General features: G+C 70.7%; 25 protein-coding genes. 15 read left to right on the forward strand and 10 right to left on the reverse strand.

The annotated features are described in order from the left end of the window. Positions 1-70: 70 nt before the first annotated feature. Together HCK04_RS18750 and HCK04_RS18755 are read left to right on the forward strand one after the other, a co-directional pair. A complete protein-coding gene (locus HCK04_RS18750; RefSeq protein ID WP_142648636.1) occupies positions 71-1,195 on the forward strand; it encodes a CapA family protein in 1,125 nt (374 codons plus the stop codon). 12 nt (positions 1,196-1,207) lie between these two features. Then, a complete protein-coding gene (locus tag HCK04_RS18755) occupies positions 1,208-1,813 on the forward strand; it encodes a CBS domain-containing protein (protein ID WP_142648637.1) in 606 nt (201 codons plus the stop codon). 277 nt (positions 1,814-2,090) lie between these two features. Here HCK04_RS18755 and HCK04_RS18760 read toward each other — a convergent pair whose 3' ends face one another. After that, positions 2,091-2,543, reverse strand: a complete 453-nt coding sequence (locus HCK04_RS18760) for a MarR family transcriptional regulator (RefSeq protein WP_142648638.1) — start codon at positions 2,541-2,543, stop codon at positions 2,091-2,093. A 97-nt stretch (positions 2,544-2,640) separates the two neighbouring features. Between HCK04_RS18760 and HCK04_RS18765 the strand changes: the two genes are divergently transcribed. The 3 genes from HCK04_RS18765 (at position 2,641) to HCK04_RS18775 (ending at position 4,850) form a co-directional block, all read left to right on the forward strand. Beyond that, positions 2,641-3,411 carry a pirin-like bicupin family protein gene (locus HCK04_RS18765; RefSeq protein WP_142648639.1) on the forward strand — a complete coding sequence of 257 codons (771 nt, stop codon included), beginning with the start codon at positions 2,641-2,643 and terminating at the stop codon, positions 3,409-3,411. A 141-nt stretch (positions 3,412-3,552) separates the two neighbouring features. After that, the gene (locus HCK04_RS18770) at positions 3,553-3,888 is read left to right on the forward strand and encodes a GNAT family N-acetyltransferase (RefSeq protein ID WP_142648716.1); all 336 of its coding nucleotides are present in this window, start codon (positions 3,553-3,555) and stop codon (positions 3,886-3,888) included. Then, positions 3,885-4,850 (forward strand): pirin family protein, encoded by a 966-nt coding sequence (locus HCK04_RS18775; protein ID WP_260617326.1) that lies wholly within the window; start codon positions 3,885-3,887, stop codon positions 4,848-4,850. Before HCK04_RS18770 ends, HCK04_RS18775 begins: the two co-directional genes overlap by 4 nt. Here HCK04_RS18775 and HCK04_RS18780 read toward each other — a convergent pair. Beyond that, positions 4,843-6,306, reverse strand: a complete 1,464-nt coding sequence (locus tag HCK04_RS18780; RefSeq protein ID WP_260617327.1) for an MFS transporter — start codon at positions 6,304-6,306, stop codon at positions 4,843-4,845. The two genes, HCK04_RS18775 and HCK04_RS18780, sit on opposite strands and share 8 nt — an antisense overlap. 118 nt (positions 6,307-6,424) lie before the next feature. On the opposite strand from HCK04_RS18780, the gene HCK04_RS18785 reads away from it, so the two are divergent. Then, complete coding sequence (locus tag HCK04_RS18785) at positions 6,425-7,348, forward strand: SDR family oxidoreductase (protein ID WP_142648641.1); 924 nt, start codon at positions 6,425-6,427, stop codon at positions 7,346-7,348. Position 7,349: 1 nt separating this feature from the next. Beyond that, a complete protein-coding gene (locus tag HCK04_RS18790) occupies positions 7,350-8,189 on the forward strand; it encodes a MaoC/PaaZ C-terminal domain-containing protein (protein ID WP_142648642.1) in 840 nt (279 codons plus the stop codon). A 196-nt stretch (positions 8,190-8,385) separates the two neighbouring features. On the opposite strand, the gene HCK04_RS18795 is transcribed toward HCK04_RS18790, so the two are convergent. Next, positions 8,386-9,084, reverse strand: a complete 699-nt coding sequence (locus tag HCK04_RS18795; protein WP_142648643.1) for a TetR/AcrR family transcriptional regulator — start codon at positions 9,082-9,084, stop codon at positions 8,386-8,388. Between the two features lie 175 nt (positions 9,085-9,259). Between HCK04_RS18795 and HCK04_RS18800 the strand changes: the two genes are divergently transcribed. The 3 genes from HCK04_RS18800 (at position 9,260) to HCK04_RS18810 (ending at position 13,309) form a co-directional block, all read left to right on the forward strand. Beyond that, a complete protein-coding gene (locus HCK04_RS18800; RefSeq protein ID WP_142648644.1) occupies positions 9,260-10,429 on the forward strand; it encodes an acyl-CoA dehydrogenase family protein in 1,170 nt (389 codons plus the stop codon). Next, positions 10,426-12,543 (forward strand): acetate--CoA ligase family protein, encoded by a 2,118-nt coding sequence (locus HCK04_RS18805; RefSeq protein ID WP_240971566.1) that lies wholly within the window; start codon positions 10,426-10,428, stop codon positions 12,541-12,543. The genes HCK04_RS18800 and HCK04_RS18805 overlap by 4 nt, the downstream gene beginning before the upstream one ends. Before the next feature lie 382 nt (positions 12,544-12,925). Then, positions 12,926-13,309 (forward strand): cellulose binding domain-containing protein, encoded by a 384-nt coding sequence (locus HCK04_RS18810; protein WP_168066051.1) that lies wholly within the window; start codon positions 12,926-12,928, stop codon positions 13,307-13,309. Positions 13,310-13,342: 33 nt separating this feature from the next. Here HCK04_RS18810 and HCK04_RS18815 read toward each other — a convergent pair whose 3' ends face one another. Both HCK04_RS18815 and HCK04_RS18820 read right to left on the reverse strand, forming a co-directional pair. Next, a complete protein-coding gene (locus HCK04_RS18815) occupies positions 13,343-14,494 on the reverse strand; it encodes a hypothetical protein (protein WP_142648646.1) in 1,152 nt (383 codons plus the stop codon). Between the two features lie 119 nt (positions 14,495-14,613). Next, entirely contained in the window at positions 14,614-15,306 is a 693-nt protein-coding gene (locus tag HCK04_RS18820; RefSeq protein WP_142648647.1) for an alpha/beta fold hydrolase, read from the reverse strand. 202 nt (positions 15,307-15,508) lie between these two features. Between HCK04_RS18820 and HCK04_RS44255 the strand changes: the two genes are divergently transcribed. Together HCK04_RS44255 and HCK04_RS18830 are read left to right on the forward strand one after the other, a co-directional pair. Next, positions 15,509-16,279: a helix-turn-helix transcriptional regulator gene (locus HCK04_RS44255; protein WP_205830429.1), complete on the forward strand. Its 771-nt coding sequence runs from the start codon at positions 15,509-15,511 to the stop codon at positions 16,277-16,279. 153 nt (positions 16,280-16,432) lie between these two features. Next, positions 16,433-16,858 carry a cellulose binding domain-containing protein gene (locus tag HCK04_RS18830; protein ID WP_142648649.1) on the forward strand — a complete coding sequence of 142 codons (426 nt, stop codon included), beginning with the start codon at positions 16,433-16,435 and terminating at the stop codon, positions 16,856-16,858. A gap of 36 nt (positions 16,859-16,894) precedes the next feature. On the opposite strand, the gene HCK04_RS18835 is transcribed toward HCK04_RS18830, so the two are convergent. Further along, positions 16,895-17,344, reverse strand: coding sequence for a helix-turn-helix domain-containing protein (locus HCK04_RS18835; protein ID WP_142648650.1), 450 nt, complete (start codon positions 17,342-17,344; stop codon positions 16,895-16,897). Between the two features lie 86 nt (positions 17,345-17,430). On the opposite strand from HCK04_RS18835, the gene HCK04_RS18840 reads away from it, so the two are divergent. Both HCK04_RS18840 and HCK04_RS18845 read left to right on the forward strand, forming a co-directional pair. Beyond that, positions 17,431-17,874 (forward strand): VOC family protein, encoded by a 444-nt coding sequence (locus tag HCK04_RS18840; RefSeq protein ID WP_142648651.1) that lies wholly within the window; start codon positions 17,431-17,433, stop codon positions 17,872-17,874. A 9-nt stretch (positions 17,875-17,883) separates the two neighbouring features. Further along, positions 17,884-18,222: a hypothetical protein gene (locus tag HCK04_RS18845; RefSeq protein ID WP_142648652.1), complete on the forward strand. Its 339-nt coding sequence runs from the start codon at positions 17,884-17,886 to the stop codon at positions 18,220-18,222. Positions 18,223-18,240: 18 nt separating this feature from the next. On the opposite strand, the gene HCK04_RS18850 is transcribed toward HCK04_RS18845, so the two are convergent. Together HCK04_RS18850 and HCK04_RS18855 are read right to left on the reverse strand one after the other, a co-directional pair. Continuing rightward, positions 18,241-18,867 (reverse strand): Uma2 family endonuclease, encoded by a 627-nt coding sequence (locus HCK04_RS18850; RefSeq protein WP_142648653.1) that lies wholly within the window; start codon positions 18,865-18,867, stop codon positions 18,241-18,243. A 78-nt stretch (positions 18,868-18,945) separates the two neighbouring features. Further along, positions 18,946-19,431 carry a hypothetical protein gene (locus tag HCK04_RS18855; RefSeq protein ID WP_142648654.1) on the reverse strand — a complete coding sequence of 162 codons (486 nt, stop codon included), beginning with the start codon at positions 19,429-19,431 and terminating at the stop codon, positions 18,946-18,948. A gap of 171 nt (positions 19,432-19,602) precedes the next feature. On the opposite strand from HCK04_RS18855, the gene HCK04_RS18860 reads away from it, so the two are divergent. After that, positions 19,603-20,961: an IS256 family transposase gene (locus HCK04_RS18860; protein WP_142648655.1), complete on the forward strand. Its 1,359-nt coding sequence runs from the start codon at positions 19,603-19,605 to the stop codon at positions 20,959-20,961. A 290-nt stretch (positions 20,962-21,251) separates the two neighbouring features. Here the strand turns inward: HCK04_RS18860 and HCK04_RS18865 are convergent, their stop codons facing one another. Both HCK04_RS18865 and HCK04_RS18870 read right to left on the reverse strand, forming a co-directional pair. Further along, entirely contained in the window at positions 21,252-22,379 is a 1,128-nt protein-coding gene (locus HCK04_RS18865; protein WP_142648656.1) for a thiolase, read from the reverse strand. Further along, positions 22,376-22,834, reverse strand: a complete 459-nt coding sequence (locus tag HCK04_RS18870; protein WP_142648657.1) for a Zn-ribbon domain-containing OB-fold protein — start codon at positions 22,832-22,834, stop codon at positions 22,376-22,378. The genes HCK04_RS18865 and HCK04_RS18870 overlap by 4 nt, the downstream gene beginning before the upstream one ends. Positions 22,835-22,886: the final 52 nt, after the last annotated feature.

The following is a 22,886-nucleotide window of genomic DNA, read 5'->3' on the forward strand; positions in this document are numbered from 1 at the left end:
CGACGTCCATCGACGCGCACGGCCACTGGGCTGCTCCGCCCCGTTGAGCCCGTGCCGGAGGAGGGGTGCCATGCGGTCGGCGGCGGGGGACCCGGTGACGCTGTTCCTGTGCGGTGACGTCATGCTGGGCCGCGGCATCGACCAGATCCTTCCGCACCCCGGCGATCCCGTGCTCCAAGAGCCGTACGTCCGGGACGCCCGGGTGTACGTCGGGCTGGCGGAGGCGGTCAACGGCCCGGTCCCGCGGGAGGGCGGCTACTCCTGGCCCTGGGGCGACGCCCTGGAGGTGCTCGACGAGGTCGCCCCCGACGTACGCGTGCTCAACCTGGAGACGAGCATCACCCGCAGCGGCGACTTCGCCCCGGGCAAGCAGATCCACTATCGGATGAACCCGGCCAACATCCCCGCCCTGGCCGTGGCCCGGCCCGACGTGTGCGTGCTGGCCAACAACCACGTGCTCGACTTCGGCGTACGCGGGCTCGTCGAGACGCTGGACGTGCTGGAGGAGGCGGGGCTCGACCAGGCGGGCGCGGGACGGGACGAGGACGAGGCCCGGCGGCCCGCGATCGTGCCGCTCCCGGGCGGCGGGCGGGTCCTGGTGTTCGCGGTCGCGATGCCGTCCAGCGGCGTCCCCGCCGGATGGGCGGCCGCCCCCGGCCGGCCCGGGGTGGCCTTCCTGCCCGGGGCGACCCGCGAAGCCGCGGCGGATATGGTCGCTCGGGTCCGGGAGGTCAAGCGGCCGGGGGACATCGCGGTCGTCTCCATCCATTGGGGTTCCAACTGGGGCTACGAGGTCGAGGACGACCAGGTCGAGTTCGCGCACGCGCTGGTCGACGGCGGCGTCGATCTCGTCCACGGCCACTCCTCGCACCATCCCCGCCCGATCGAGGTGTATCGGGACCGGCTGATCATCTACGGCTGCGGGGACTTCATCAACGACTACGAGGGCATCTCCGGATATGAAGCATACCGCGACGACCTGCGGCTGATGTACTTCGCGACGGCCGAAGCGGCCTCGGGGCGGCTGCTGGAGCTGCGGATGGCGCCGATGCGGGCCGTGCGGCTGCGGCTGCGGCACGCGCGCGGCGACGACCGCGAGTGGCTGCGGGCGACACTCGACCACGCCTGCCGGGATTTCGGCACCCGGGTCGTCCCGGCGCCCGGCGGCACGCTCGCCCTCGCGCCGCCCGGGTAGGAGGGGGTCACGATGCTGGTCCACGAGATCATGACGACGCCGGTGGTGACGGTCCCGCGCACGTGGACGATCAAGCAGGCCGTCCGCCTGCTGTACGAGAAGGACATCACGGCCGCGCCGGTCGTGGACGAGAACGGGCGGATGGTCGGGATCGTCAGCGAGATGGACCTGCTGCGCGGCGAGTACGGGGCCAACCCGCGGGCCTTCCTGCGTCCCGAGGCGCCGCCCACCAGCAGGCCGCCCGCGCTCGTCGAGGAGGTCATGACGCCGCACGTCCGCACCGTGGCGGAGGACGCCGACACCATGGAGGTGGTCGAACTGATGATCACGACAGGGGTGAAGAGCGTCCCCGTCGTGCACGACGGCGAGCTCGTGGGGATCGTCAGCCGCCGCGACCTGATGGGCCTGCTGGCCCACGGAGACGAGCGGATCCGCGAGGACGTGCTCGCGGCGCTGCGCGACTGCGCCGAGACGGCGTCCTTCGGCGCGGCCGTACGGGACGGCGTCGTCGAGCTGTACGGCCCGGGTGACGAGCGGTCGGCCCGCATCGCCGAGCTGGTGGCCAGGACCGTCCCCGGAGTGGTCGACGTCGTCTTCCCCGAAGGCACCGTCAGCTAGACCGGATGCGGTGCCGGTGTCAGGCGTCACGCCGTTGAGCACGACGGGGCGGCGAGCGCGGTGACCGACCAGCACCTGGTCATCCACGAGCAGCACTGTGATCAACGTCCGGCGTCCTCTCCGGCGTGGTGAGGCGCAGCCGCCTGATCGCTCGCCATCGTCGTGCGGCCCGCCCCGACCAGCACGTTGATCACGGCGATGTGGTGAGCGACCACCGCTACCAGGCGGCACGGCCGCTGGAATGTCCCGATCGCGACGTCCCCGAGGAGATCGTCCGTCAGCCGAGCCGGTCGAGCACGTCGGTGGCGAGGCGTTCGAGCGCGGTGACCTGCTCGCGGGTGAGGCCGTCGAAGAACACGCTGCGCACGGTCTCCACGTGCCCGGGGGCCGCGGCGGTGATGGCCCGGCGGCCCTCCTCGGTGATCACGACGTACGCGCCGCGGCCGTCGTCGGCGCACTCCTCCCGCCGGACGAGCCCGCGGCGCTGCATCCGGGTGAGCTGGTGCGACAGCCGGCTCTGCTCCCATTGCAGGTCGCGCTGCAGCTCGTACGGCCGCAGCCGTCCCTCCTCGTGGTCGGTGAGATGCACGAGGACGTCGTAGTCCGCCAGGGACAGGCCCGAGTCGGCCTGCAGCTGCCGGTTGAGCCGGGCGGTCAGGCGGCCCTGCATGCGCAGGTACGCCCGCCAGGCGCGCTGCTCGTCCGCGTCGAGCCACCGGGGGCTGTTCATGCTCTCCAGGCTATCCGGAATCAATGACACGTCATGTATGTTGTCAGGCACCAGTAGATGACACATCATCTACATGGCGACGAGGAAAGGGCACCCCATGACCACGACCAGGCTGACCCCTCGTGTGGACGTCCGCCGGGCGGCCGAGCGTTTCGCGACCCGCATCTCCTGGCTGGATTCCAAGCACTCGTTCTCGTTCGGCGGCCACTACGACCCCGACAACACCCACCACGGGCTGCTGCTGGTCAACAACGACGACGTCGTCCACCCGGGCACCGGCTTCGAGACCCACCCGCACCGCGACATGGAGATCGTCACCTGGGTGCTCCAGGGCTCCCTGGTCCACCAGGACTCCGAGGGCCACTCCGGCGTCATCTACCCGGGCCTGGCCCAGCGCATGAGCGCCGGCACCGGCATCCTCCACTCGGAGAAGAACGACTCCTGGAGGCTGACCGGCGGCGACACGCACGACAAGCCGGTGCACTTCGTCCAGATGTGGGTGGTCCCCGACGAGCCCGGCATCACGCCCGGCTACGAGCAGCTGGAGATCGAGAACGAGCTGCTGGCCGGCGGCCTGGTGCCGGTCGCGAGCGGCATGGACAAGCACGCAGGTGAGGCGGCCATCCGGATCAAGAACCGGTACGCCGCGCTGTACGCGGCCCGTCTCCAGCCGGGCCAGAGCGTGGAGCTGCCCGAGGCGCCGTTCCTGCACCTGTTCGTACCCCGGGGGACCGTCACCCTGGAGGGTGCGGGCACTCTGGAGACCGGCGACGCCGTACGGTTCACCGCCACCGGCGGCCAGAAGGTCACCGCGACGGAGCCCGCCGAGATCCTCGTGTGGGAGATGCACGCGACGATCGCCGCCTGACGACGAGCCGGAACAGACGAGCCCGGAAAGACGATTCCGGAACACACGAGCCCGGAACAGACGAGCCCGGAACAGACGAGCCCGGAAAGACGATCTCGGAACAGACGAGTCGGGAACAGACGCCCGGAAGAAGGAGAACCGATGCAGCAGTCAGAACCGAAGGTCGCCGACAACCCGGAGGCGAGCCGCTTCGAGATCACCGTGGACGGCGCCCTCGCCGGTTTCGCCGAGTATCGGCTCAGCGGGCCGAGGATCTCCTTCACCCACACCGAGATCGACCCGGCCTTCGGGGGCCGGGGCCTCGGCTCGACGCTGGTCAAGGCGGCGCTCGACGCCGCCAGGGACGCCGGGCTGTCGGTCCTGCCGTTCTGCCCGTTCGTGCAGCGCTACATCGAGCGCCACCCGGACTACCTCGACCTGGTGCCCGCCGACCAGCGGGCCAGGTTCTCCCTCGACGGAGGGGAGGGATCGAAGTGAGCCCGGCGGAGCCGGCGGTGTACGGCTGCACGGTCGCCGACGGCGCCGCGAACGCCGAGAGCGTGCTCCTGCCCGGCCACGACGTGCCGCTCGGCCGCTACACGACCGTGCGCAGGCTGCTCCCGCAGCGCCCGCGCCGGATGGTCGGCGCGTGGTGCTTCGTCGACCACTTCGGGCCCGACGACGTGAGCGGCCGGCCGGGCATGCAGGTGCCGCCGCATCCGCACACCGGCCTGCAGACGGTCACGTGGCTCGCGGAGGGCGAGATCCTGCACCGCGACAGCCTCGGCAACGTCCAGTCGATCGTGCCCGGTCAGCTCAACCTGATGACCGCCGCCCACGGCATCGCCCACTCGGAGCAGTCGCCGCCGGAGCACCCGCCGGGCATGCACGGCCTGCAGCTGTGGGTCGCGCTGCCGGAGGAGGCCCGGCACGGCGAGGCGCGGTTCGAGCACCACGCCGCCCTGCCCGTGCTGCGCGACGGCGACGTCACGGTGACCGTCGTGGTGGGCGAGGCCGGGCCGCTGCGCTCGCCCGCCCTCGTGCACACCCCGCTGCTCGGGGCCGAAGTGCTGTTCGCGGGGCCGGGAGAGCACCGGCTGCCGGTGGACCCGGCCTTCGAGACGGCGGTGCTGGCCATGTCGGGCACGGCCGACGTGACCGGGGTCGCGCTCAGCCCCGGCTCGCTGCTCTATCTCGGCCAGGGCCGTACGGAGATCCCGATCGAGGCGGCCGGTCCGGCCCGGCTGTTCGTGCTGGGCGGCACGCCGTTCGAGGAACCGCTGGTGATGTGGTGGAACTTCGTCGGCCGTTCACACGAGGAGATCGCGCGGGCGCGCGACGACTGGATGCGGGGCGCCCGCTTCGGCGTCGTCCCGGGAGGGCAGGAGCCGCTGCCCGCCCCCGAGATGCCCACCGTGCGGCTGAAGGCCCGCGACCGCCACGGCCGCGTCCTCAGCTGACCGGCGAGCCCGCCCGCCTTCTGGTGAAACAGGTCAGCACGGCCAGCGCGGAGACGGCGGTCATGCAGGCCAGCGCCCAGCGATAGCCGGTCACGAGCTGCCCGACCGCCGTGGACGAGACGTGGGACAGCGTTCCCGCGAAGACGGCGTCGTGCAGCCCGGCCGGCAGCGGCACCGTGATGATCGACAGGACCAGCGCGGTGCCGACCACCACCCCGGTGTTCTGCAGCATCAGGCGCATGGCGTTGACGATCCCCAGCCGGTGTGACGGCACCCCGTCGAGGATCGCGGTGGTGTTGGACGGCAGGAACATGCCCGAGCCGGCGCCGATCAGCACGAGCGCGGCCATGAGCGCCCCGGACGAGACGCCGGGGGAGATCAGGCACAGCAGGACGGCCAGGCCCGCCGTCGTCAGCGAGGTCGCCGCGACGGCCACCGTACGCGGGCCGAGGCGGCGCAGCACGAAGCCCGCCCCGACCGACGCCGCCATCGCCGCGATCGAGAGCGGCAGCACCTTCAGCGCCGCGCGCACCGGGTCCTCCCCGCGTACGGCCTGGTAGAACAGCGACACCAGGAGCACCACCCCGACCCGGGCGGCCGAGTTGAGGAACGACGCCAGCGTCCCGAGGGCGAAGGTGACGTCGCGGAACATCCGGATGTCCACCACGGGATGCCGGGCCCGCAGCTCCCGAACGACGAACAGCGGCAGCGTCACGGCGAACACGGCGAGCCCGGACACGACCATCGGATGTCCCCAGCCGAGCCGGGTCACCTCCGACAGCGCGAGCAGCAGGCCGCCGAGACAGGCGAGCACGAGCGCGTTGCCCGGCAGGTCGAGCCCCCGGTCGCGGCCCTGCGGCGGTCCTGGACGCAGCGCTACCGCGCCCCAGACCAGGCACGCGACGCCGAGGGGCACGTTGTACCAGAACACCCAGCGCCAGCCGAGATGTTCGGTGAACAGGCCGCCGAGCGACGGGCCCGCGAGCTGGGCGATGGAGAACGACGCGGTGTAGACGCCCATCCCCTCGCCGAGCCGCGACTTGGGGAAGGCGTCGGTCACCAGGGCGGCGCTGTTGGTCAGCAGCATGGCCCCGCCCGCCGCCTGCGCCACCCGCAGCCCGACGATGACCCAGGCGCTCGGCGCGAGCCCGGCCAGCAGGCTGGCGACGGTGTAGGTGGCCAGGCCGCCGAGATACATCGCCCGCCGCCCGAACAGGTCGGCGAGCCGGCCGAACACGACCATGAGCACGGTCGTCGTGAGCTGGAAGGCGAGCAGGATCCAGCTCGCGGCGTCCGCACTCGCGTGCGTCTGCCGTACGACCTGGGGGAGCGCCACGTTGAGCGCGCTGCCGCCGAGCGCGGTCAGGACGCTGGCCATGCTCACGACCGACAGCGTCCGCCAGGCGCGGCGCAGCCGCTCCCGCTCGCCGGGGTCCGCCGCGATGGTCCGCGGCACGGCCGTCATCGTACGGCGAGCTGGATCATGACCGGCTCCTCCCTACCAAATTCTAGATTCCATTACTAGAATCACGTTCATTCGGGGACGGGTCAAGGTCGAGTCAAGGGAGCTGCGCATGGGCGGAATCGTGGAAGGCCGGGTCGTGATCGTCACCGGCGCCGCGCGGGGCATCGGGCGGGGACACGCGCTGGAGTTCGCGCGCCAGGGCGCCAAGGTCGTCGTCAACGACCTCGGCGCGGAGGTCGACGGCACCGGCTCGTCCACCGGCGCCGCGGGCGAGGTGGTCGAGGAGATCAGGGCCATGGGCGGCGAGGCCGTGGTCGACGGCGAGGACGTCTCCGACTTCGACGGCGCGCAGCGCCTGGTCAGAAGGGCAGTGGAGACCTTCGGCGACCTGCATGTCCTGGTCAACAACGCGGGCATCCTGCGCGACCGGATGCTCGTCAACATGACCGCCGACGAGTGGGACGCGGTCATCCGGGTGCACCTGCGCGGCACCTTCGCCCCACTGCGGCACGCCGCCGCCTACTGGCGGTCCAGGGCCAAGGCAGGGGAGCGGGTGGACGCCCGGGTGATCAACACCACCTCGTCGTCCGGCATCTACGGCAACCCGGGCCAGGGCAACTACGGCGCGGCCAAGGCGGGCATCGCGTCGCTGACGATCATCGCGGCCAAGGAGCTGGCGCGTTATGGCGTGACGGTCAACGCGGTCGCGCCCGCCGCGCTCACCCGGATGACCGAGAACCTCATCCCGGGCGGCAGGCGGCCCGCCGAGGGCGGATTCGACCCGGCGGCCCCGGACAACATCGCGCCGCTGGTGGTGTGGCTGGCGAGCGCGCAGTCGCGGGGGATCACGGGCCGGGTCTTCAACGTGCGCGGCGGGCACATCAGCGTGGCCGAGGGCTGGCACGCCGGGCCGGGGGTCGACAAGGACGCCCGCTGGGATCCGGCCGAGCTGGGCGAGGTGATCCCCGCCCTGGTCGAGAAGGCCGCGCCGAACGCCCTGACCAGCGGCCGCATCCCCAACGGGGAGGACTGACATGCCGCTCGACCACAGCCTGATCGGGGTGGAGAGCGCGCCGCACGAGCGGTCGTGGACGTCCGCCGACACCCTGCTGTACGCGCTGGGCGTCGGGGCGGGCACCGACGAGCTCGCCTTCACCACGGAGAACTCGGCGGGCATCCGGCAGCGTGTTTTGCCGACGTTCGCGGTCCTGGCCGCCCAGGCCCCCACGGGCCGGCGGCTCGGCGACTTCGACCCGGCCATGCTCGTGCACGCCGAGCAGGCGTTCGAGCTGCACCGCGAGCTGCCGCCCGCCGGTCGCGTACGGACCACCTCGACGGTGACCGGCATCTACGACAAGGGCTCGGGGGCGCTGGTGGTGATCGAATCCAGGGCGGCCGACGCCGAGAGCGGCGAGGCGCTGATCACGAGCCGCAGCTCGGTGTTCATCCGGGGCGAGGGCGGTTTCGGCGGCGACCGGGGGCCCCGCGACGAGTGGGCCGAGCCCGGCAGGCCGCCGGACCACACCGTGACCTACGAGACCCGCCGGGACCAGGCATTGCTCTACCGCCTGTCCGGAGACCGCAACCCGCTGCACTCCGATCCCGTCTTCGCCGCCCGCGCCGGTTTCCCCCGGCCGATCCTGCACGGGCTGTGCACGTACGGGATCACCGGGCGGGCGCTGCTCCACACGGTGGCGGGGTCGGACCCGGCGCGCTTCGCGGCCATGTCGGGACGGTTCAGCAGGCCCGTCTTCCCGGGCGAGACGCTGACCGTGTCGATCTGGGTGGACGGCCTGACCGCGTCGTTCCGTACGGCGAAGGAGGACGGCACGGTCGTCATCGACCATGGCAGGGCCGCCTTCCGTCCCGCCTGACGCGCTGACGCGCCGGGCGCCGCAGAGGCCCGCCGGGGTGGCGGACGGGCCGGCCGAGGTTGGTGAGGGCCGGCGCGTCAGGGCGTCATCGAGTCGGCCGGGGTCAGCCCGCCGAGGTTAGTGCACCAAGGTCAGCTGAGGTCAGCGCGCCGCGGCAGCCGCTGCGGTCTGCCGAAGCCTGCTGGGTCGGCAGGGGTCAGCTCAGCGCGGCCTCGGCGTCGTCCGCCGCGACCATGACACCGGTGGCCGCGTCGGTGGCGGCGTCGGTGGCGGCGTCGTGGGTGGCCAGGGGGTCGCCGAAGCGGCGGATGAGCGCGATCGCCGCCTCGACGACCTCCTGGGCCTCCTCCTCGGTCTCGCTCATGGCCACCTCGCGGCCGGCCTCGCCGATCACGCTGGTGAGCACCGAGACCGTGAGGCGGTCGGTCGGGGTGTTCGCCGCGCCGAGCAGGACGGCGTTCTGCCTGACCCACTCCCGGCCGCGGGTGCGCCGCATCAGCTCGAACCCCGGCGGGCCGTCGCCGTCCATGAACAGCCGGGCCAGGTCGCGCCGCTGCCACGACCCTTCGAGGAACGCCCTGGCCCCGGCGATGAACAGCTCGACGGGGTCCTTCACGCCCGCCTGCTTGGCCGCGGCGACGCTGGCGGCGGCGGCCTCCTCGTGGGCGGCCTGGTGCTCCTCGTACAGCGCGAGGAACAGCTCGGTCTTGCCCCCGAAGTGGTGATAGAGGCTGCCGACGCTGGAGCCCGCGCGCGCGACGACGTCCGCGACGTTGGCGTCGGCGAAGCCGTGCTCGGAGAAGACCTCACGGGCGGCCTGAAGCATGCTCTTTCGCGTCTGGGCGGTGCGACTCCACTCCCATGAGCCGCTCTTGCCGCCGGGCTTGCGTGCCATCTGGGGCTCCTTGTTTCCGGGGACGGCGTGTCCACGGTCGGCGCGTTTTCCAGGGACGAGGACATCGTAACCGGTCTAATTCTAGAAACTGATTCCAGACCTCTTGACACCCCTCCGGCGGAGAACCAGTCTGGAACCGATTCCTAGAGAGCAATTCTAGAAAAGAGTCGCGTCGATGGACTTCTCCCTGAGCCCAGAGGAACTGCAGATCCGTGACACCATCCGCACGTTCGTGGAGCGGGAGATCATGCCGCTCGAACCCGAGGTGCTGCGCAACGAGCGCGCCGGCGGCCCCGGGCTCGATCCCTCGGTCCTGCGCGACCTGCGGCTCAAGGCGAAGAGGATGGGCTTCTGGGGCATCAACACCCCCGAGGAGTACGGCGGAGCCGCCCTGGGCCCGGTCATGTCCGCGATCATCACCATGGAGATGGGACGCACGTTCGTGCCGTTCAGCTTCGGCGGGTCGGCCGACAACATTCTCTACGCCGGCACCGAGGAGCAGAAGCGCCGCTACCTCATCCCGACCATCGAGGGCGAGCGTCGTTCCTGCTTCGCCATCACCGAGCCGGGCGCGGGCTCGGACGCCCGCAACATCCGTACGCGTGCCGTCAAGGACGGCGGCGACTGGGTCATCAACGGCGAGAAGACCTTCATCACCGGCGGCAACGAGGCCGATTTCGTGATGGTGTTCGCGGTGACCGACCCCGACAAGGGCGCGAACGGCGGCGTCACCTGCTTCCTGGCCGACCGCGACATGGGCTGGAAGTCCGAGCCGATCCCGACGATGGGGCAGTGGGGCCCGGCCTCCCTGGTGTTCGAGGACGTCAGGGTGCCGGAGGAGAACATCCTCGGCGAGCTGGGCAGGGGCTTCGAGCTGGCGATGCAGTGGATCGGCCAGGGCCGCTACATGATCCCCGCACGGGCGATCGGCTCGGCCGAGCGCATGCTCCAGATGGCGATCGACTACGCCAAGGTCCGGGTGTCGATGGGCAAGCCGATCGCCGAATACCAGGCGATCCAGTGGATGATCGCCGACTCGCAGGTGGAGATCGAGGCGGCCAAGTGGCTCACGCTGTACGCCGCCTGGCGCGTGCAGCAGGGCATGGACGCCCGGCACGCCTCCTCGATCGCCAAGCTCAACGGCGCCGTCATGGCCAACCAGGTCGTCGACCGCGTGCTGCAGATCCACGGGGGCATGGGTTACACCAAGGAGCTGCCCATCGAGCGGTGGTATCGCGAGCTGCGCCTGTTGCGGATCTTCGAGGGCACCGACGAGATCCAGCGCCGGACGATCGCCCGCAACCTGCTCAGGGGCCACGCCCGCCTCGGCACGATCGGGGAATGAGGATGCCGGTAGGAGAGCTGTTCAACCCCCGGTCGATCGCCCTGGTCGGGGCGACGGACAAGTCCGGCTGGTCGATCAGCACGCTGACCAACCTCCGTACGCACGGCTTCCGCGGGCCCGTCCACCTGGTCAACCCGCGCGGCGGCGTCGTGCACGGCGAGCAGGCCCACCGCAGCCTGTCCGGCATCCCAGGCCAGGTCGACCTCGCGTACGTGATGGTGCCGACCACGGCCGTGCTGCCCGTGCTGCGCGAGGGGGCCAAGCTCGGCATCCGCCACTACGTGATCCTCACGGCGGGCTTCGGCGAGACCGGCCCGGAGGGCGCCGCCCTGGAGGCGGAGATCGTCGACTTCGCCCGGGAGAACGACCTCACCGTGCTCGGGCCCAACGGCAACGGCTTCATCAACGCCGCCGCCGACGTCACGCCGTACGGGCTGCCGATCCCGTCGCCGCTGCTGCGCGGGTCGGTGGGGGTGGTGCTGCAGAGTGGCGCGCTGGCCAGCTCGGTGCTCGGCTTCGCCCAGGCCCGCAACGTCGGGATCAGCCTGCTCACCTCGATGGGCAACGAGTCGCTCGTCACCGTCACCGACGTGATCGACTATCTGGTCGACGACCCGGCGACCAAGGCCATCGCGCTGTTCCTCGAATCGGTCCGCGACCCGGCGGCGTTCTCCCGCGCGGCGCGCCGGGCGCTGCTCGCGGGCAAGCCGATCGTCGCGCTGAAGATCGGCCGCAGCCGGCTCGCCTCCCGTACCGCCCAGGCCCACACCGGCGCGCTCGTGGGCGACGACAACGTCATCGACGCGGCGTTCCGGCAGCTCGGGGTGGTGCGCGTGCGGTCGCTTGAGGACCTCATCATCACCGCCGGCCTGCTCGCCGAGGTGGGCCCGCTGCCGGGCCCGCGCATCGGCGTCGTCACGCCCTCGGGCGGCGCGTCGGAGATCATCGCCGACCGGGCCGAGGACGAGGGGCTGGAGCTGCCGGCGTTCGCCCCGGAGACCGTCGCCCGGCTGCGGGAGATCGTGCCCGTCTTCGGCACCGTGCAGAACCCCCTCGACGTCACCGGCTACGTGCTCATCGACCGCACACTGCTCGGCCGCGCGCTGGAGGCCGTCACCGCCGATCCCGGCGTGGACGCGGTCATGCTGCTGTCGGATCTCCCGCGCGTCGCGCCGCCCGACGCCGCGCCCGTGTACGCCACCTACTCGGCCAGCGCCAAGCGCATCGCCGAGGCGCCGATGCCGGTCGTCGTCGTGAGCAACGTGCTGACCGACGTCACCGAGTTCGGCCGCGACGTCCAGCGGCAGGCCGGGTTCCCGTACGTCGCGGGCGGCATCGAGCACGGCATGCACGCCATCGGCGCGGCCGTCCGGTGGGGTCGGGCCTACCACGCCGCCGTGGCGGCCGGCGACGCCGCCCCGGCGCGGGCGGTAGTAGAAGCCCCGGCGGTCGAGCGCGGGACAGGGGTGTGGGCCGAGCACCGGGCCGCCGCCCTGCTGGCGTCCGCCGGGATCCCGGTCGTGCCCGGCGAGCTGGTGCACGACGAGGAGTCGGCGGTGGCGGCGGCGGTCGGGTTCGGCTACCCGGTCGTCCTCAAGGCCGCCGCCGAAGGGCTGGGGCACAAGAGCGACATCGGCGGTGTCCGGCTGGGCCTGTCCGGCGCGCGGGACGTCGAGCGGGCCTACCGCGAGGTCGTGGCCGCGGCCTCGGCGGTCCCCGGCGCAGGCCGGGTGGGCGCGCTCGTCCAGCCGCAGCGCGGCGGCGGCGTGGAACTGCTGGTCGGCGTCGTACGGGACCCGGCGTGGGGGCTCACCCTGGCCGTCGGCCTGGGTGGGATCTGGGTCGAGGCGCTGCGTGACACGGCGCTGCGCGTCCTGCCGGTGGACGCGGCCGAGGTGCGGCATGCGCTCGGCGAGCTGCGCGGCGCCGCGCTGCTGCGGGGCGCCCGTGGCGCCGAGCCCGCCGACCTCGACGCCGTCGCCGACGTCGTGGCCCGCGTCGCCGCCCTCGCCGAGAGCCTCGGCGACGACCTGGAGTCGCTGGAGATCAACCCCCTGCTCGTGCGCGGCTCCCACGTGGAGGCGCTCGACGCGCTCATCACCTGGCGAGGGTGAGATCCGTCCGTCCGCGCCCGGCGCACCGCCGCCCGGCGCGGACGCCCGGCGCGGACGGACGGCGCGGACGGACGGACGGACGGCAAAAGCATCCGGCGAAATTCCGGCGCGTCTGAAAAGCGTTATTTGCGGTGCCGGACAGTGCGTTTATCGGGCCTCGGCGAAGTAACCGGCCCGTGGCCGACGGTGAAATCCCCAGCTCCCATCGCTCGAATTGTACGGCGCTACCGAGAAACCGGGAAATATGCCCAGGAGATTGTTTGACAGCGCATGCCTGGCGGCTCACGATCACTGTGAAATCGGTTTCAAGGAACGCCGCTCCGAAGGGGGATCCATGCGTCTTTCACGGGCTTCATCGCGGATCGGTATCACGGGGATTCTCTTGACGGCGCTGGTGACGGCTCCCACCCAGGCGGCCCGCGCGGACGTGCCGGCCGGTTACGCCTGCACGGTGACCTACAGCACCGTGGCATGGGCCACCGGCTTCTACGCGATCCTGAACATCGCCAACACCGGCACCCGGACGTTCAGCCCCTGGATCCTGCAGTTCATCTTCCCCGGCGACCAGATCCTCTCCGCCGGCTGGAGCGGGACGTGGTCCACGACTCCGCCGAGCGTCCAGGTCACCAATCCGGTTTGGCGCGCGAGTATCGATCCCGGCACGAGCTACGAGCTCGGTTTCAACGCCAACGGGGCCGACGAGCACCCCTCCGGCTTCACACTGAACGGCGTCCCCTGCACCGTGACCTTCGCGTCGGCGAAGTGACGAGCGGCGCGAGCGCATCCTTGTGCCCGCGATTCAGGATCTCGTCCAGATCCACGCCTGGCTGTCCTCGTCGTACGAGGGGTTGCCGCCGACCGCGAACACCTGGTCCTGCCCGGGACTCGTGGCCAGGCCGAACACCACCGGATCGTTGTGGACCCGCGGGGCTTTCTCGTACGTCCAGGACCGGCCGTCGAAGTGCAGCAGAATGCGATGGTTGTCGTAGGAGTAGTTGGAGGCGCCCAGCCATACGCCGCCGTGGCCGTCGGATGCGACGGCGGTGAACGCGATCGCGCCGGCCGGCAGGGCGGGGGCCGGGTTCCACCGGTCGCCGTCCCAGCGCATCAACAGCGCGGCCTGGCTGCCGCCGGGCGGCAGGATCGACCCCGCGACCCAGACCTCCCGGTCCGACACCGCCGCCAGATCGCTGAGGTCGACCTTGGCGCCTGCCGGCCACGCGGGTGCGGACAAGACCGTCCAGCGGCGTCCATCCCAGCGCTCCAGGGCGGGCCCGGTGTCCCCGTCACCGGTCAGGGCCCACAGGCCCCCGGAGGCGCTGACTCCGAAGCGACGGGTGCCCGGCGACGACACGATGGACCAGCCGGAAGGGGACCAGCGGGCGAGCAGTGGCCGCCGGCGCGGATCTCCGGCGACGTCCTCGTCCTGACCTCCGGCGACCCACACCTCCCCGGGCCCGGTGACCACGGCGTCCTCCAGGAGGACCGGGAGCTTCCAGGGTGGTCGTCCCCGGGCCGACCACCGCCGGCCGTCCCACTGCCATGCGTTCGCGTCGTCGTCGAAGATCCAGACGTTGCCGGGGGACGTCCCCGACACCACTCGGGGATAGCGCAGGCCCGGCGGCAGTGCCACGGACCGCCAGGTGCGGCCGTCCCAGCGCAGAACCGGGCCGCTCTCGTTCTCGCCGGGGTCGCCCACGGCCCAGGCATCGTCGTGCCCGGTCACGGCGACGCTCCCCATCACCGCGCCGGATTCGGCCGTTATGGTCTCCGTCCAGGTTCCGCCGGACAGAGACGGGATCACCCCGGGCCGGGTGGCCGCCGCCGGTGTGCCCGGCGTGGAGGCGGGGGAGTCACGTGCATCCGAGCCGCCATCCGAGCATCCGAACGCCGCGGCGCTCAACGCACCGATCACGGTGAGCCGTACGATCGCACGGATATCCGGTCGCATCGCCCAATGATCGGGGCAATGCGGTCAGATGTCTCCAAAATCGAGGAAGCGGCCATGCTCGAACCTGTCCGTGCGGGGTGCTCCCACGTGGAGGCGCGCGACGCGCTCGCAACCAGGGATTATCGGGGCGATGGGTCCGCGGTGCGTTCGCCGAGCAGCAGCGCGGCGACCGCCTCCGGAGCCTCGCGCATCGCGTTGTGACCGGTCGGGAGGTCGTGGACCTGCCACTCGGGATCGGCGTCGAGCCGGGTGCGGAGTCCGGCGAACGGCGTCCGGTCCTCCCAGCCCGAGCAGTAGACGAACTCCCGGCGGGGCACCCGGGCGAGCGCGCCCGTGAGCCGGATCGTCTGCAGGAACGACGCGAGGGGATGGGGACGGCGGCGGGGATCGCCGCCGTCCGGCGGCCGGACGGCGTAGCCCGTGCTCGCGGCTCCGGCGGCGAACGCCTCCCGGTAGCGCTCGGTCGTCGACGACCAGCACGACTCGCCGTCGCGCGGCACGTAGGCGTCGAGATGCACCAGCCGTGAGACCCGGCCGCCGGCGCGATCGGCGGCGGCGGCGATCACCATCCCGCCATAGCTGTGGCCGACCAGCGTCGCGCCGGTGATGTGGGCGCGGTCGAGGAGCCGCAGCACGTCACCGGCGTGCGTGTCGAGGTTGGCGGTCGCGACCGTCGCGGCGTCGTCGTCCGGCCGCAGACCGGTCAGGGTCAGGGCATGCACGGCATGACCGGCGCGCTCCAGCAGCGGAACCACCGCCTCATACGACCAGGCGCCGTGCCAGCCGCCGGGCACGAGGACGAACGTCGCCATGTGTCTCTCCTTCTCTCGCTTCGCGGCATCGAGGCGCGCCGCATCGTCTTGAGGAAGTGTCACGAGGTCACGGCATGGCCGACCACCGATACGCTGCCAACCGATGCCCGTTCGCCGCCAACCTCCCCGGACCACCGGTGCGACCTCGCATATCTGGCCGTCCGGTGGGCGTCACCTGTGGCCGTCCGGTGAGGCGAGCGCAGTGCGGTCGCACGCGCGCGGACACCTGGTGTACGCGGCGAGCGGCGTCCTGGCGGTCCACACCGAGCGCGGCACGTCGATCGTTCCCGCCGACCGGGTCGCCTGGACCCCGGCCGGGTTCACGCACTACCACCGTGCCCACGGCGACACCGACATGCGGATCGTCTTTCTCGCGCCGTCCCTCGCCCGGCTCATCCCGGAGCGTCCCGCCGTGTTCCTGGCCTCCGGCCTCGCCCGCGAGGTCCTGCTCGCGCTGACCGGCCCCCGCAACTACGGCGACACCGCGCCTGCCTACAGCCGCTCCGCGCGCCTTCGCCTCCAACGCGTCCTGGTCGACGAACTCCGCGAGGCGCCCGAACAGCCACTGCACCTGCCGGAGCCGCGGGACGACCGGCTGCGGGCCATCGCCCGGATGCTGCGGGACAATCCGGCGGACAACGCCTCGCTGGCCCGGCTCGGGAAGACGATCGGAGCGAGCACGCGCACCCTCAGCCGGCTGTTCCGCAACGAACTCGGCATGACCTTCTACGAGTGGCGCACGCAGCTACGCGTCCATCACGCGCTCGTGCTCCTCGCCGACGGCCACGACGTCACCCGGATCGCGTACGCCTGCGGATGGGCCAACCCCAGCGGCTTCATCACGGCGTTCACCGACATCGTCGGAACGACTCCGGGGCGTTATCGAACCGCTCACCAGATCACTATTCCGGCGCGCGTGAAAAGCGTGATCAGCGACGTCGAGCAATGTCCTTCGTCACGAGGCCGGCCGTGAAACTTTCAGCGCGGCCGGCCGAAGCGGCGAACGTACGTATGGCAGGGCCAAGGTGTTGCGAATATGCCCCGGGAATTGTTTGACAGCGCATTTCGAGCGGCTCACGATCACATCGAAATGGGTTGTCACGGAACACCGCCCTGAGGGGGATCGATGCGTTTTCTGCGGGCTTCGTCGGGGATCGGTATCGCCGGGCTTCTCCTGGCCACGGTGTTGACGGGGCCCGCCCAGGCGGCGCCCACGGACGTGCCGGCCGGGTACGACTGTGCGGTGACCTACGCCAGCCTTGGATGGATCACCGGGTTCACGACCAGTGTGACGATCACCAATACCGGGACCCGGGCGTTCAGCCCCTGGATCCTGCAGTTCGTCTTCCCCGGAAGCCAGACGCTCATTCAGGGGTGGAACGCGACTTTCTCCCAGACTCCACCGAGCGTTCAGGCCGCTTCGAGCTGGCAGCCGAGCATCGATCCCGGCACGAGCTTCTATATCGGTTTCAACGCCTACGGGGCCGACGAACACCCCAGCGGCTTCACGCTCAACGGCGTTCCCTGCGCGGTGACCTTCGAGCCCTACTGAGGCGGCGCCGTCCCCCACCCAAGCGACCTTCGGCCGTCAGGCCGCACCAGGGCCGGGGAGGAGGTCGACGTCGCCGGCGTGCATCGGCTCTCCGCAGTGACTGCAGCGGGGGTCGACGTGGGCGATCTGCCCGCAGGCATGGTGACGGTAGAGGACGGGCGGCCCCGCCTCGCCGGCGAGCCAGCGGTCACCCCACCGGGCCATCACCATGAGCATCTCGACGAGCTCGGCGCCCTTGGCGGTGAGGTGATACTCGTAGCGGGGGCGGGCGTCGTAGGGCTGCCGTTCGAGTACGCCCTGTTCGACCAGGTGGTTGAGCCGCTCGGTGAGCACCTTGCGAGAGATTCCCAGGTCCGCCTGGATGTGGTCGAAGCGGCGTATCCCGGCCCACACGTCGCGCAGGATCAGTGGTGACCAGGGTTCGCCGATCACGTCCAAGGTGCGCGCGATGGAACACGCCATGTCCCCGAACTGCGTTCGCTGCATGGCGGCAGTCTATCAACCGGGGTTCCCTCAAGGAACTTAAGGTGTTACCTTTGGGGTCTCTTCAAGAAATCCTGAAAGGGAATCCCATGACCTTCGTCAGGCGCTTCGACCACGTCGGCATCACCGTCGCCGACCTCGATGCCGTGACGGCGTTCTTCGTCGGCCTCGGCCTGGAGGCCGATCCGAAGGTGGCCGTCGAAGGCGAGTTCCTCGACACGGTGATCGGCATGACCGGCGCCCGCACCGAGATCGTCATGCTGCGCGCCCCCGGCGGAGGCACGACGCTGGAGCTGTCCAGCTTCACACGGCCGGACCACCTCCAGGGTTCGCCCGCCGCGCCGGCCAACGAGCTGGGCCTGCGCAACGTCGCCTTCGAGGTGCACGACCTCCACGCCGCGGTCGAGCACGCCGCCGCCGCGGGATACGGCCTGGTGGGAGGCGTCGGCGAATACGAAGGCGTGTGGCGGATGGCCTACGTCCGCGGGCCCGAAGGAATCATCGTCTCGCTGGCCGAGCGCATCGAGAAGTAGGGAGACATCATGAGCACGACCGTGACCGACGAACAGATCCGGGCTCTGGCCGCGACCGCGAAGCCCTACAGCCTGGCACTCCTCCAGTGGGGGCCGGAACGGACCATGGACGGCGCGGACGCCATCGAACTCGAACACCAGCGGCGCATGGTGTCGCTGCGCGCCGAGGGGGTGATCGCGATCCTGTGCCCGGTCGCCTCCGACACGGTGGCGGGCGTCGCGATCATGACCGTGCCGGCCGGGGAAGCCGCGGAGATCATGGCCGGGGACCCCTGTGTCCAAGCGGGAATGATGCGCTGCGAGGTCCACCCCTGCCACGGCTTCCCCGGAGACGCCCTCCCCATATGAGCCTGCCGCCGAACGGGTTCAGAACTGAAGCTCGGCCCAGTCGAGGGTGATGGGGATCGGGTTGCTCACGACGGGAGCCTCCCCAGGCTCGTCCTTCATGAGGGTGCCGATGTGCTTGTAGAGCATCGCCGCCCGGTCCAGCCGATAGCGTTCGATCGCCGATATGCCGGTGCCGTCGATACGGACGATCCAGTAGTGCGGGATGCCGGCCTTGGCATACTCACCGAGCTTGTCCGTCGTGTCCTGGGTCTCCGATCCCGGAGACACGATCTCCACGACAAGCAGCGCGTGCTCGGCGCGCAGACGCTCGCCCCGCTCTCGGTCGAGGCACCGGTAGAGCGCGACATCGGGCCTGCGGTTGAGCAACGGCACGTCCCTCAGGCGCAGATCCACGTCGTTGTTGACAGTGAGGCACTCATGCCCCTTGCTCATGGCGGCACGGGCATGTCGCTCCAGCAGGTTCGCCAGTCGCCTGCCGGCGGTCTGGTGATCAGGTGTGGGAGCCGCGCAGTAGACCACGTAGCCGTCGACGATCTCGATGGCCTTGGCGATCTCCTCGGGGAGCGCGTCGTACTCCTCCGCCGTGACGCGGGCGGGTTGAGGGCGAATGCTGAGAAGCCAACTGTCATCCGGCAGAGCTGTCATCCAGCTTCTCCTCGTCACTGTCCACTCGACGGAGCCAAGCCTACGGTCTGACGTGCCGAAGCGCCGCCGACGGAGCGGTCAGAGGGTCGGAGACGGCTGCACTCCGAAGGGGCCGTGCCACTCGGCCTCGTTGTCCCAGCTGTCCAGGCCCCAGGCCGAGCGCGCTTCGCTCGTCAGTCTCCACGCCAGCTCCGTGTTCGTGCCGAGGGCCGAGCGAGCGGACACCAGTATGTCGAACAGGCACTGCCCGTGTGAGTCGTCGGCGGCGGATCTCACCCGGTCCTCGTCGAGGCGTTCGTTGAACACGTCTTCCAACGTCATCGACAGATAGAGGAAGGCGATCAACTCGCGGCGCAGGAGGTCGGCTTCCTCGCCGGGTTTCCCGTGCACTTCCGGCGATGTGGCCCGGACGTCATGGAGCAGGTCGGACAGCTCCTTCTCGGCGTAATATCCGACCTTGACCCTGTGGAGCACGTGAAGCAGCGCGGTGTCATTCCTGATGGCCTCGATCTGGCTCAATGCTCCCGTCTTCCGCCGGACGTCGTCTCTGACCAGACGTCTCACGATCGAATCGAACTCGTCGGGCTTCCCGTGCTCCGTGGCCGATCGGATGACGTGCCGAGCCGAACGAATAAGGTCACGGACGGTCGCGTCCGGGATGCGGTGTAAAAGTGAACGAGCGTAGGTTGCCGTGCTGAACCGTCCAAAGTTCGCACAACGCAAGGACCTACGCTCGTGGCACGCACACTACCGCCCGTTCAGGCCATCCGCGCCGAGATCGACGCCCTGTTCGCCGAGGGCCGTGACCTGGTCGAGGTCATCGAAGACGTCGCCCGTCTCGGTGCCCGCCTGATCATCCAGACCGCCGTCGAAGCCGAGGTGGACGCCTTCCTCGGCCGCGCCCGATACCAACGGGCCGCCGCCGCCGACGACGGCCGGCAGATCGTACGGCCCGGTCACCGCAACGGGCACTGCCCGACCACGATCAAGACCACCACCGGGCTGGTCACCATCGCGCGCCCGAAGTTGCGGGGCACCACCGAAAAGTTCGCCTCCCGCCTGTTCGGCACCGGCGTGACCCGCACCAACGCGCTGGAGACACTGGTCATCGCCTCGTTCGTGCGCGGCTTGTCGGTACGCGACGTCGAGGGCGCCCTGGCCGACGCCCTCGGCCCGGAGGCCGCACTGTCCAAGTCGACGGTCTCAGCCATCTGCCAGGCCATCGTCACCGAGTACGACGCCTGGTGTCACCGCGACCTGCACGGCGTCGAGCTGGACTATCTCTCCTGCGACGCCTCGCACTTCAAGATGCACGACGGGCAGCGCGCCGAACCCATCCTGGCCGCCTGGGGCATCACCACCGACGGCAAACCTGTCTTCATCGGCCTGGCCCCGGCCGCCGCAGAATCCACCGACGCCTGGCATGACTTCCTCACCGGCCTGGCCGCACGCGGCTTGCGCCCGCCACTGCTGGTCATCTCCGACGGCGCACCGGGCCTCATTACCGCCGCCGAGCAGGTCTTCCCGGCCTCGCTGCGTCAGCGCTGCGTGATCCACAAATGCCGCAACGTCCTATCGAAGGTCAGTGCCGGCGATCAGGCCGAGGTCAAGGCCGCCTTCTGGGACATCTTCGACACCAGCGGGCTGCAACAGGGCGATCAGGAGATTGAGCCGGGCCAGGACCTGGTCGCCTGGGTGCAGCGGCGCATCGACGCCTTCGCCGATACCTGGGGGGCTCGCTACCCGGCGGCGGTCAAGAGCCTGCTGGCCGACCGCGCCTCGCTGACGACCTATCTGCGCTTCCCGCTTGAGCATCACAAGCGCATCCGGCACTCCAACTTCATCGAGCGGACCTTCGGTGAGACCCGCCGCCGTGTCAAGGTCATCGGCCGCTTCCCGGGCGAGACCTCCTGCGTCAGCCTGGTGTGGGCGGTTCTCGACCGGGCAGCCCGCGGCTGGCGCGGCTTCACAATGACCTCCAAGGGCCTGCGCATCCTGCAGGACCTGCGTCGAGTCCTGCTTACCCCGCCTAGCCGGCTCCGCCCGGCAACCACCCCAGCCACCGACTCGACACCCGAAACGGCAGCTGCCTAAGATCAACCCACGGCACCTACCTCGTTGAGCTTTTACACCGCTCCGAGGACGCGACCGGTCACGGGCCAACCCGCCGGAGAGCGCATGGCACAGCGCCACGTACGGCTCCGACAGACCGATCACCCGCCTGTAGAGCATGCGCCGCGACTCCCGATAGCTGAGCAGCTCCACTCGCAGAATCTCGTCGAAAGAGTGTCGGTTCTTCGGCATGTAGTCGTCGGGCGGGCGTCGGCCATTACAGCGGCGTACGCCGCCGTCGGCCCTCCGGCGGGTCGCCGGAGGGCCGTGACTCAGGGACGGCGGTTCGACAGGACGAGGGTGGCGGCGGAGGCGAACATGCCGCCGTTGCCGAGGACGACGCCGACCTCGACGTCCGGCACCTGGGCGGCGGCCTCGCCGCGCAGTTGCCGTACGGACTCCTGGATGGCGAACATCCCGTACATGCCGGTGTGGGTGTAGGAGAGGCCGCCGCCGTTGGTGTTGAGCGGCAGGCGGCCGCCGGGGGAGGTGTGGCCCTCGGCGATGAACGGCCCCGCCTCGCCGCGCTTGACGAAGCCGAGGTCTTCCAGGCCGTAGATGGGCACGTGCGCGAAGGCGTCGTAGATCATCAGGTGGTCCACGTCGTCATGCGAGATGCCCGCCTCGGCGAAGGCGGCCTCGCCGGAGCGCCGGAAGGCGGCCGAGGTGGTGAAGTCCTCCATCTGGGAGATGATCGGCGACTCGGCCGACTCGCCAGAGCCGAGCAGGTGGACCGGCGACCTGCGGGCGCGCTCCTCGGTCGTCACGATCAGCGCGCCGCCGCCGTCGGTGACGAGGCAGCATTCCAGCAAATGGAAGGGGTAGGCGACCATCCGGGAGGCGAGCACGTCCTCGACGGTGATCAGGTCCTGATACATGGCCCGGGGGTTGCGGTGCGCCCACCGGCGCTGCGCGACCGCGACCTCCGCGAGCTGCTCGTGCGTGAGCCCGGTCTCCTTCATGTAGCGCAGCGCCGTCAGCGTGAACATGGTGGGCGGGCCGAGCACGCCGTACGGCAGCTCGAACTGGCCGATCAGCGAGTCGGGGCCGAGGGCAGGCCGGGCCGCGCCGACCCGCGACCGCCCGGACTCGCCGTGCGTGATGAGCACGGTGGTGCACAGCCCGGCCCGGATGGCCGCCGCGGCGTGCCGTACGTGGAAAAGGAAGGACGAGCCGCCCACCCCGGTGCCGTCGAGCCAGGCCGGGGCGATCCCGAGCGCGTGGGCGATCTGGATCGGGCCGGGCACGCCGACGGTGGCGACGCCGTCGATGTCGTCCTTGGTCATCCCGGCGTCGGCGAGCGCGTTGCGCGCGGCCTGGAGGTGGAGCTGCGTGGTGGACATGTGGGGCAGCTTGCCGAGCTCGTCGGTCTCGGCCGCGCCCGCGATGACGATGTTCATCGGACGGAACCTCCAGCGGGCTCTCCAGCGGGTTCTCCGGCCGGCTCTCCGGCGGGCTCGAAGAGGGGCACGTGCACGTCGCCGCGCTGCTCGAACACCACGCGCAGCTCCATGTCGAGGGGCAGGTTCTCCGGCGTGATCTCGACGCCCACGATGTTCGTCATCATCCGCACGCCCTCCTCCAGCTCCACGACCGCGATCGCGTACGGCCCGTCCTGCTCGAAGCCGGGAGCCGGGCGGTGGCTGATCACGTACGAGTAGAGGGTGGCCCTGCCGCCGGCCGTCACCCAGGTGACGTCGTCGGAGCCGCAGTGCGGGCAGGCGGGCCGTGGATAGAAGTAGTGCCGCGAGCAGGCGCGGCAGCGCTGGATCCGCAGCTCTCCCTCCGCCGTGCCGTCCCAGAACGGCTGGGTGTCCGGTGTCGGCTTCGGGACGGGTTTGTGCGATGCGGTCATCGTTCTCCTACGAGGCGGAGGAAGTCTTAGAGTCGAATTCTAGAACTCCAAT

It is taken from the genome of Microbispora sp. CL1-1 (assembly GCF_012034195.1).
Lineage (GTDB): Bacteria > Actinomycetota > Actinomycetes > Streptosporangiales > Streptosporangiaceae > Microbispora.

Coding starts and splice junctions, on each gene's coding strand:
- HCK04_RS18750 (WP_142648636.1), top strand. CDS start 71: ATGCGGTCGGCGGCGGGGGACCCGGTGACGCTGTTCCTGTGCGGTGAC.
- HCK04_RS18755 (WP_142648637.1), top strand. CDS start 1,208: ATGCTGGTCCACGAGATCATGACGACGCCGGTGGTGACGGTCCCGCGC.
- HCK04_RS18760 (WP_142648638.1), bottom strand. CDS start 2,543: ATGAACAGCCCCCGGTGGCTCGACGCGGACGAGCAGCGCGCCTGGCGG.
- HCK04_RS18765 (WP_142648639.1), top strand. CDS start 2,641: ATGACCACGACCAGGCTGACCCCTCGTGTGGACGTCCGCCGGGCGGCC.
- HCK04_RS18770 (WP_142648716.1), top strand. CDS start 3,553: ATGCAGCAGTCAGAACCGAAGGTCGCCGACAACCCGGAGGCGAGCCGC.
- HCK04_RS18785 (WP_142648641.1), top strand. CDS start 6,425: ATGGGCGGAATCGTGGAAGGCCGGGTCGTGATCGTCACCGGCGCCGCG.
- HCK04_RS18790 (WP_142648642.1), top strand. CDS start 7,350: ATGCCGCTCGACCACAGCCTGATCGGGGTGGAGAGCGCGCCGCACGAG.
- HCK04_RS18795 (WP_142648643.1), bottom strand. CDS start 9,084: ATGGCACGCAAGCCCGGCGGCAAGAGCGGCTCATGGGAGTGGAGTCGC.
- HCK04_RS18800 (WP_142648644.1), top strand. CDS start 9,260: ATGGACTTCTCCCTGAGCCCAGAGGAACTGCAGATCCGTGACACCATC.
- HCK04_RS18805 (WP_240971566.1), top strand. CDS start 10,426: ATGAGGATGCCGGTAGGAGAGCTGTTCAACCCCCGGTCGATCGCCCTG.
- HCK04_RS18815 (WP_142648646.1), bottom strand. CDS start 14,494: ATGCGACCGGATATCCGTGCGATCGTACGGCTCACCGTGATCGGTGCG.
- HCK04_RS18820 (WP_142648647.1), bottom strand. CDS start 15,306: ATGGCGACGTTCGTCCTCGTGCCCGGCGGCTGGCACGGCGCCTGGTCG.
- HCK04_RS18830 (WP_142648649.1), top strand. CDS start 16,433: ATGCGTTTTCTGCGGGCTTCGTCGGGGATCGGTATCGCCGGGCTTCTC.
- HCK04_RS18835 (WP_142648650.1), bottom strand. CDS start 17,344: ATGCAGCGAACGCAGTTCGGGGACATGGCGTGTTCCATCGCGCGCACC.
- HCK04_RS18840 (WP_142648651.1), top strand. CDS start 17,431: ATGACCTTCGTCAGGCGCTTCGACCACGTCGGCATCACCGTCGCCGAC.
- HCK04_RS18845 (WP_142648652.1), top strand. CDS start 17,884: ATGAGCACGACCGTGACCGACGAACAGATCCGGGCTCTGGCCGCGACC.
- HCK04_RS18850 (WP_142648653.1), bottom strand. CDS start 18,867: ATGACAGCTCTGCCGGATGACAGTTGGCTTCTCAGCATTCGCCCTCAA.
- HCK04_RS18865 (WP_142648656.1), bottom strand. CDS start 22,379: ATGAACATCGTCATCGCGGGCGCGGCCGAGACCGACGAGCTCGGCAAG.
- HCK04_RS18870 (WP_142648657.1), bottom strand. CDS start 22,834: ATGACCGCATCGCACAAACCCGTCCCGAAGCCGACACCGGACACCCAG.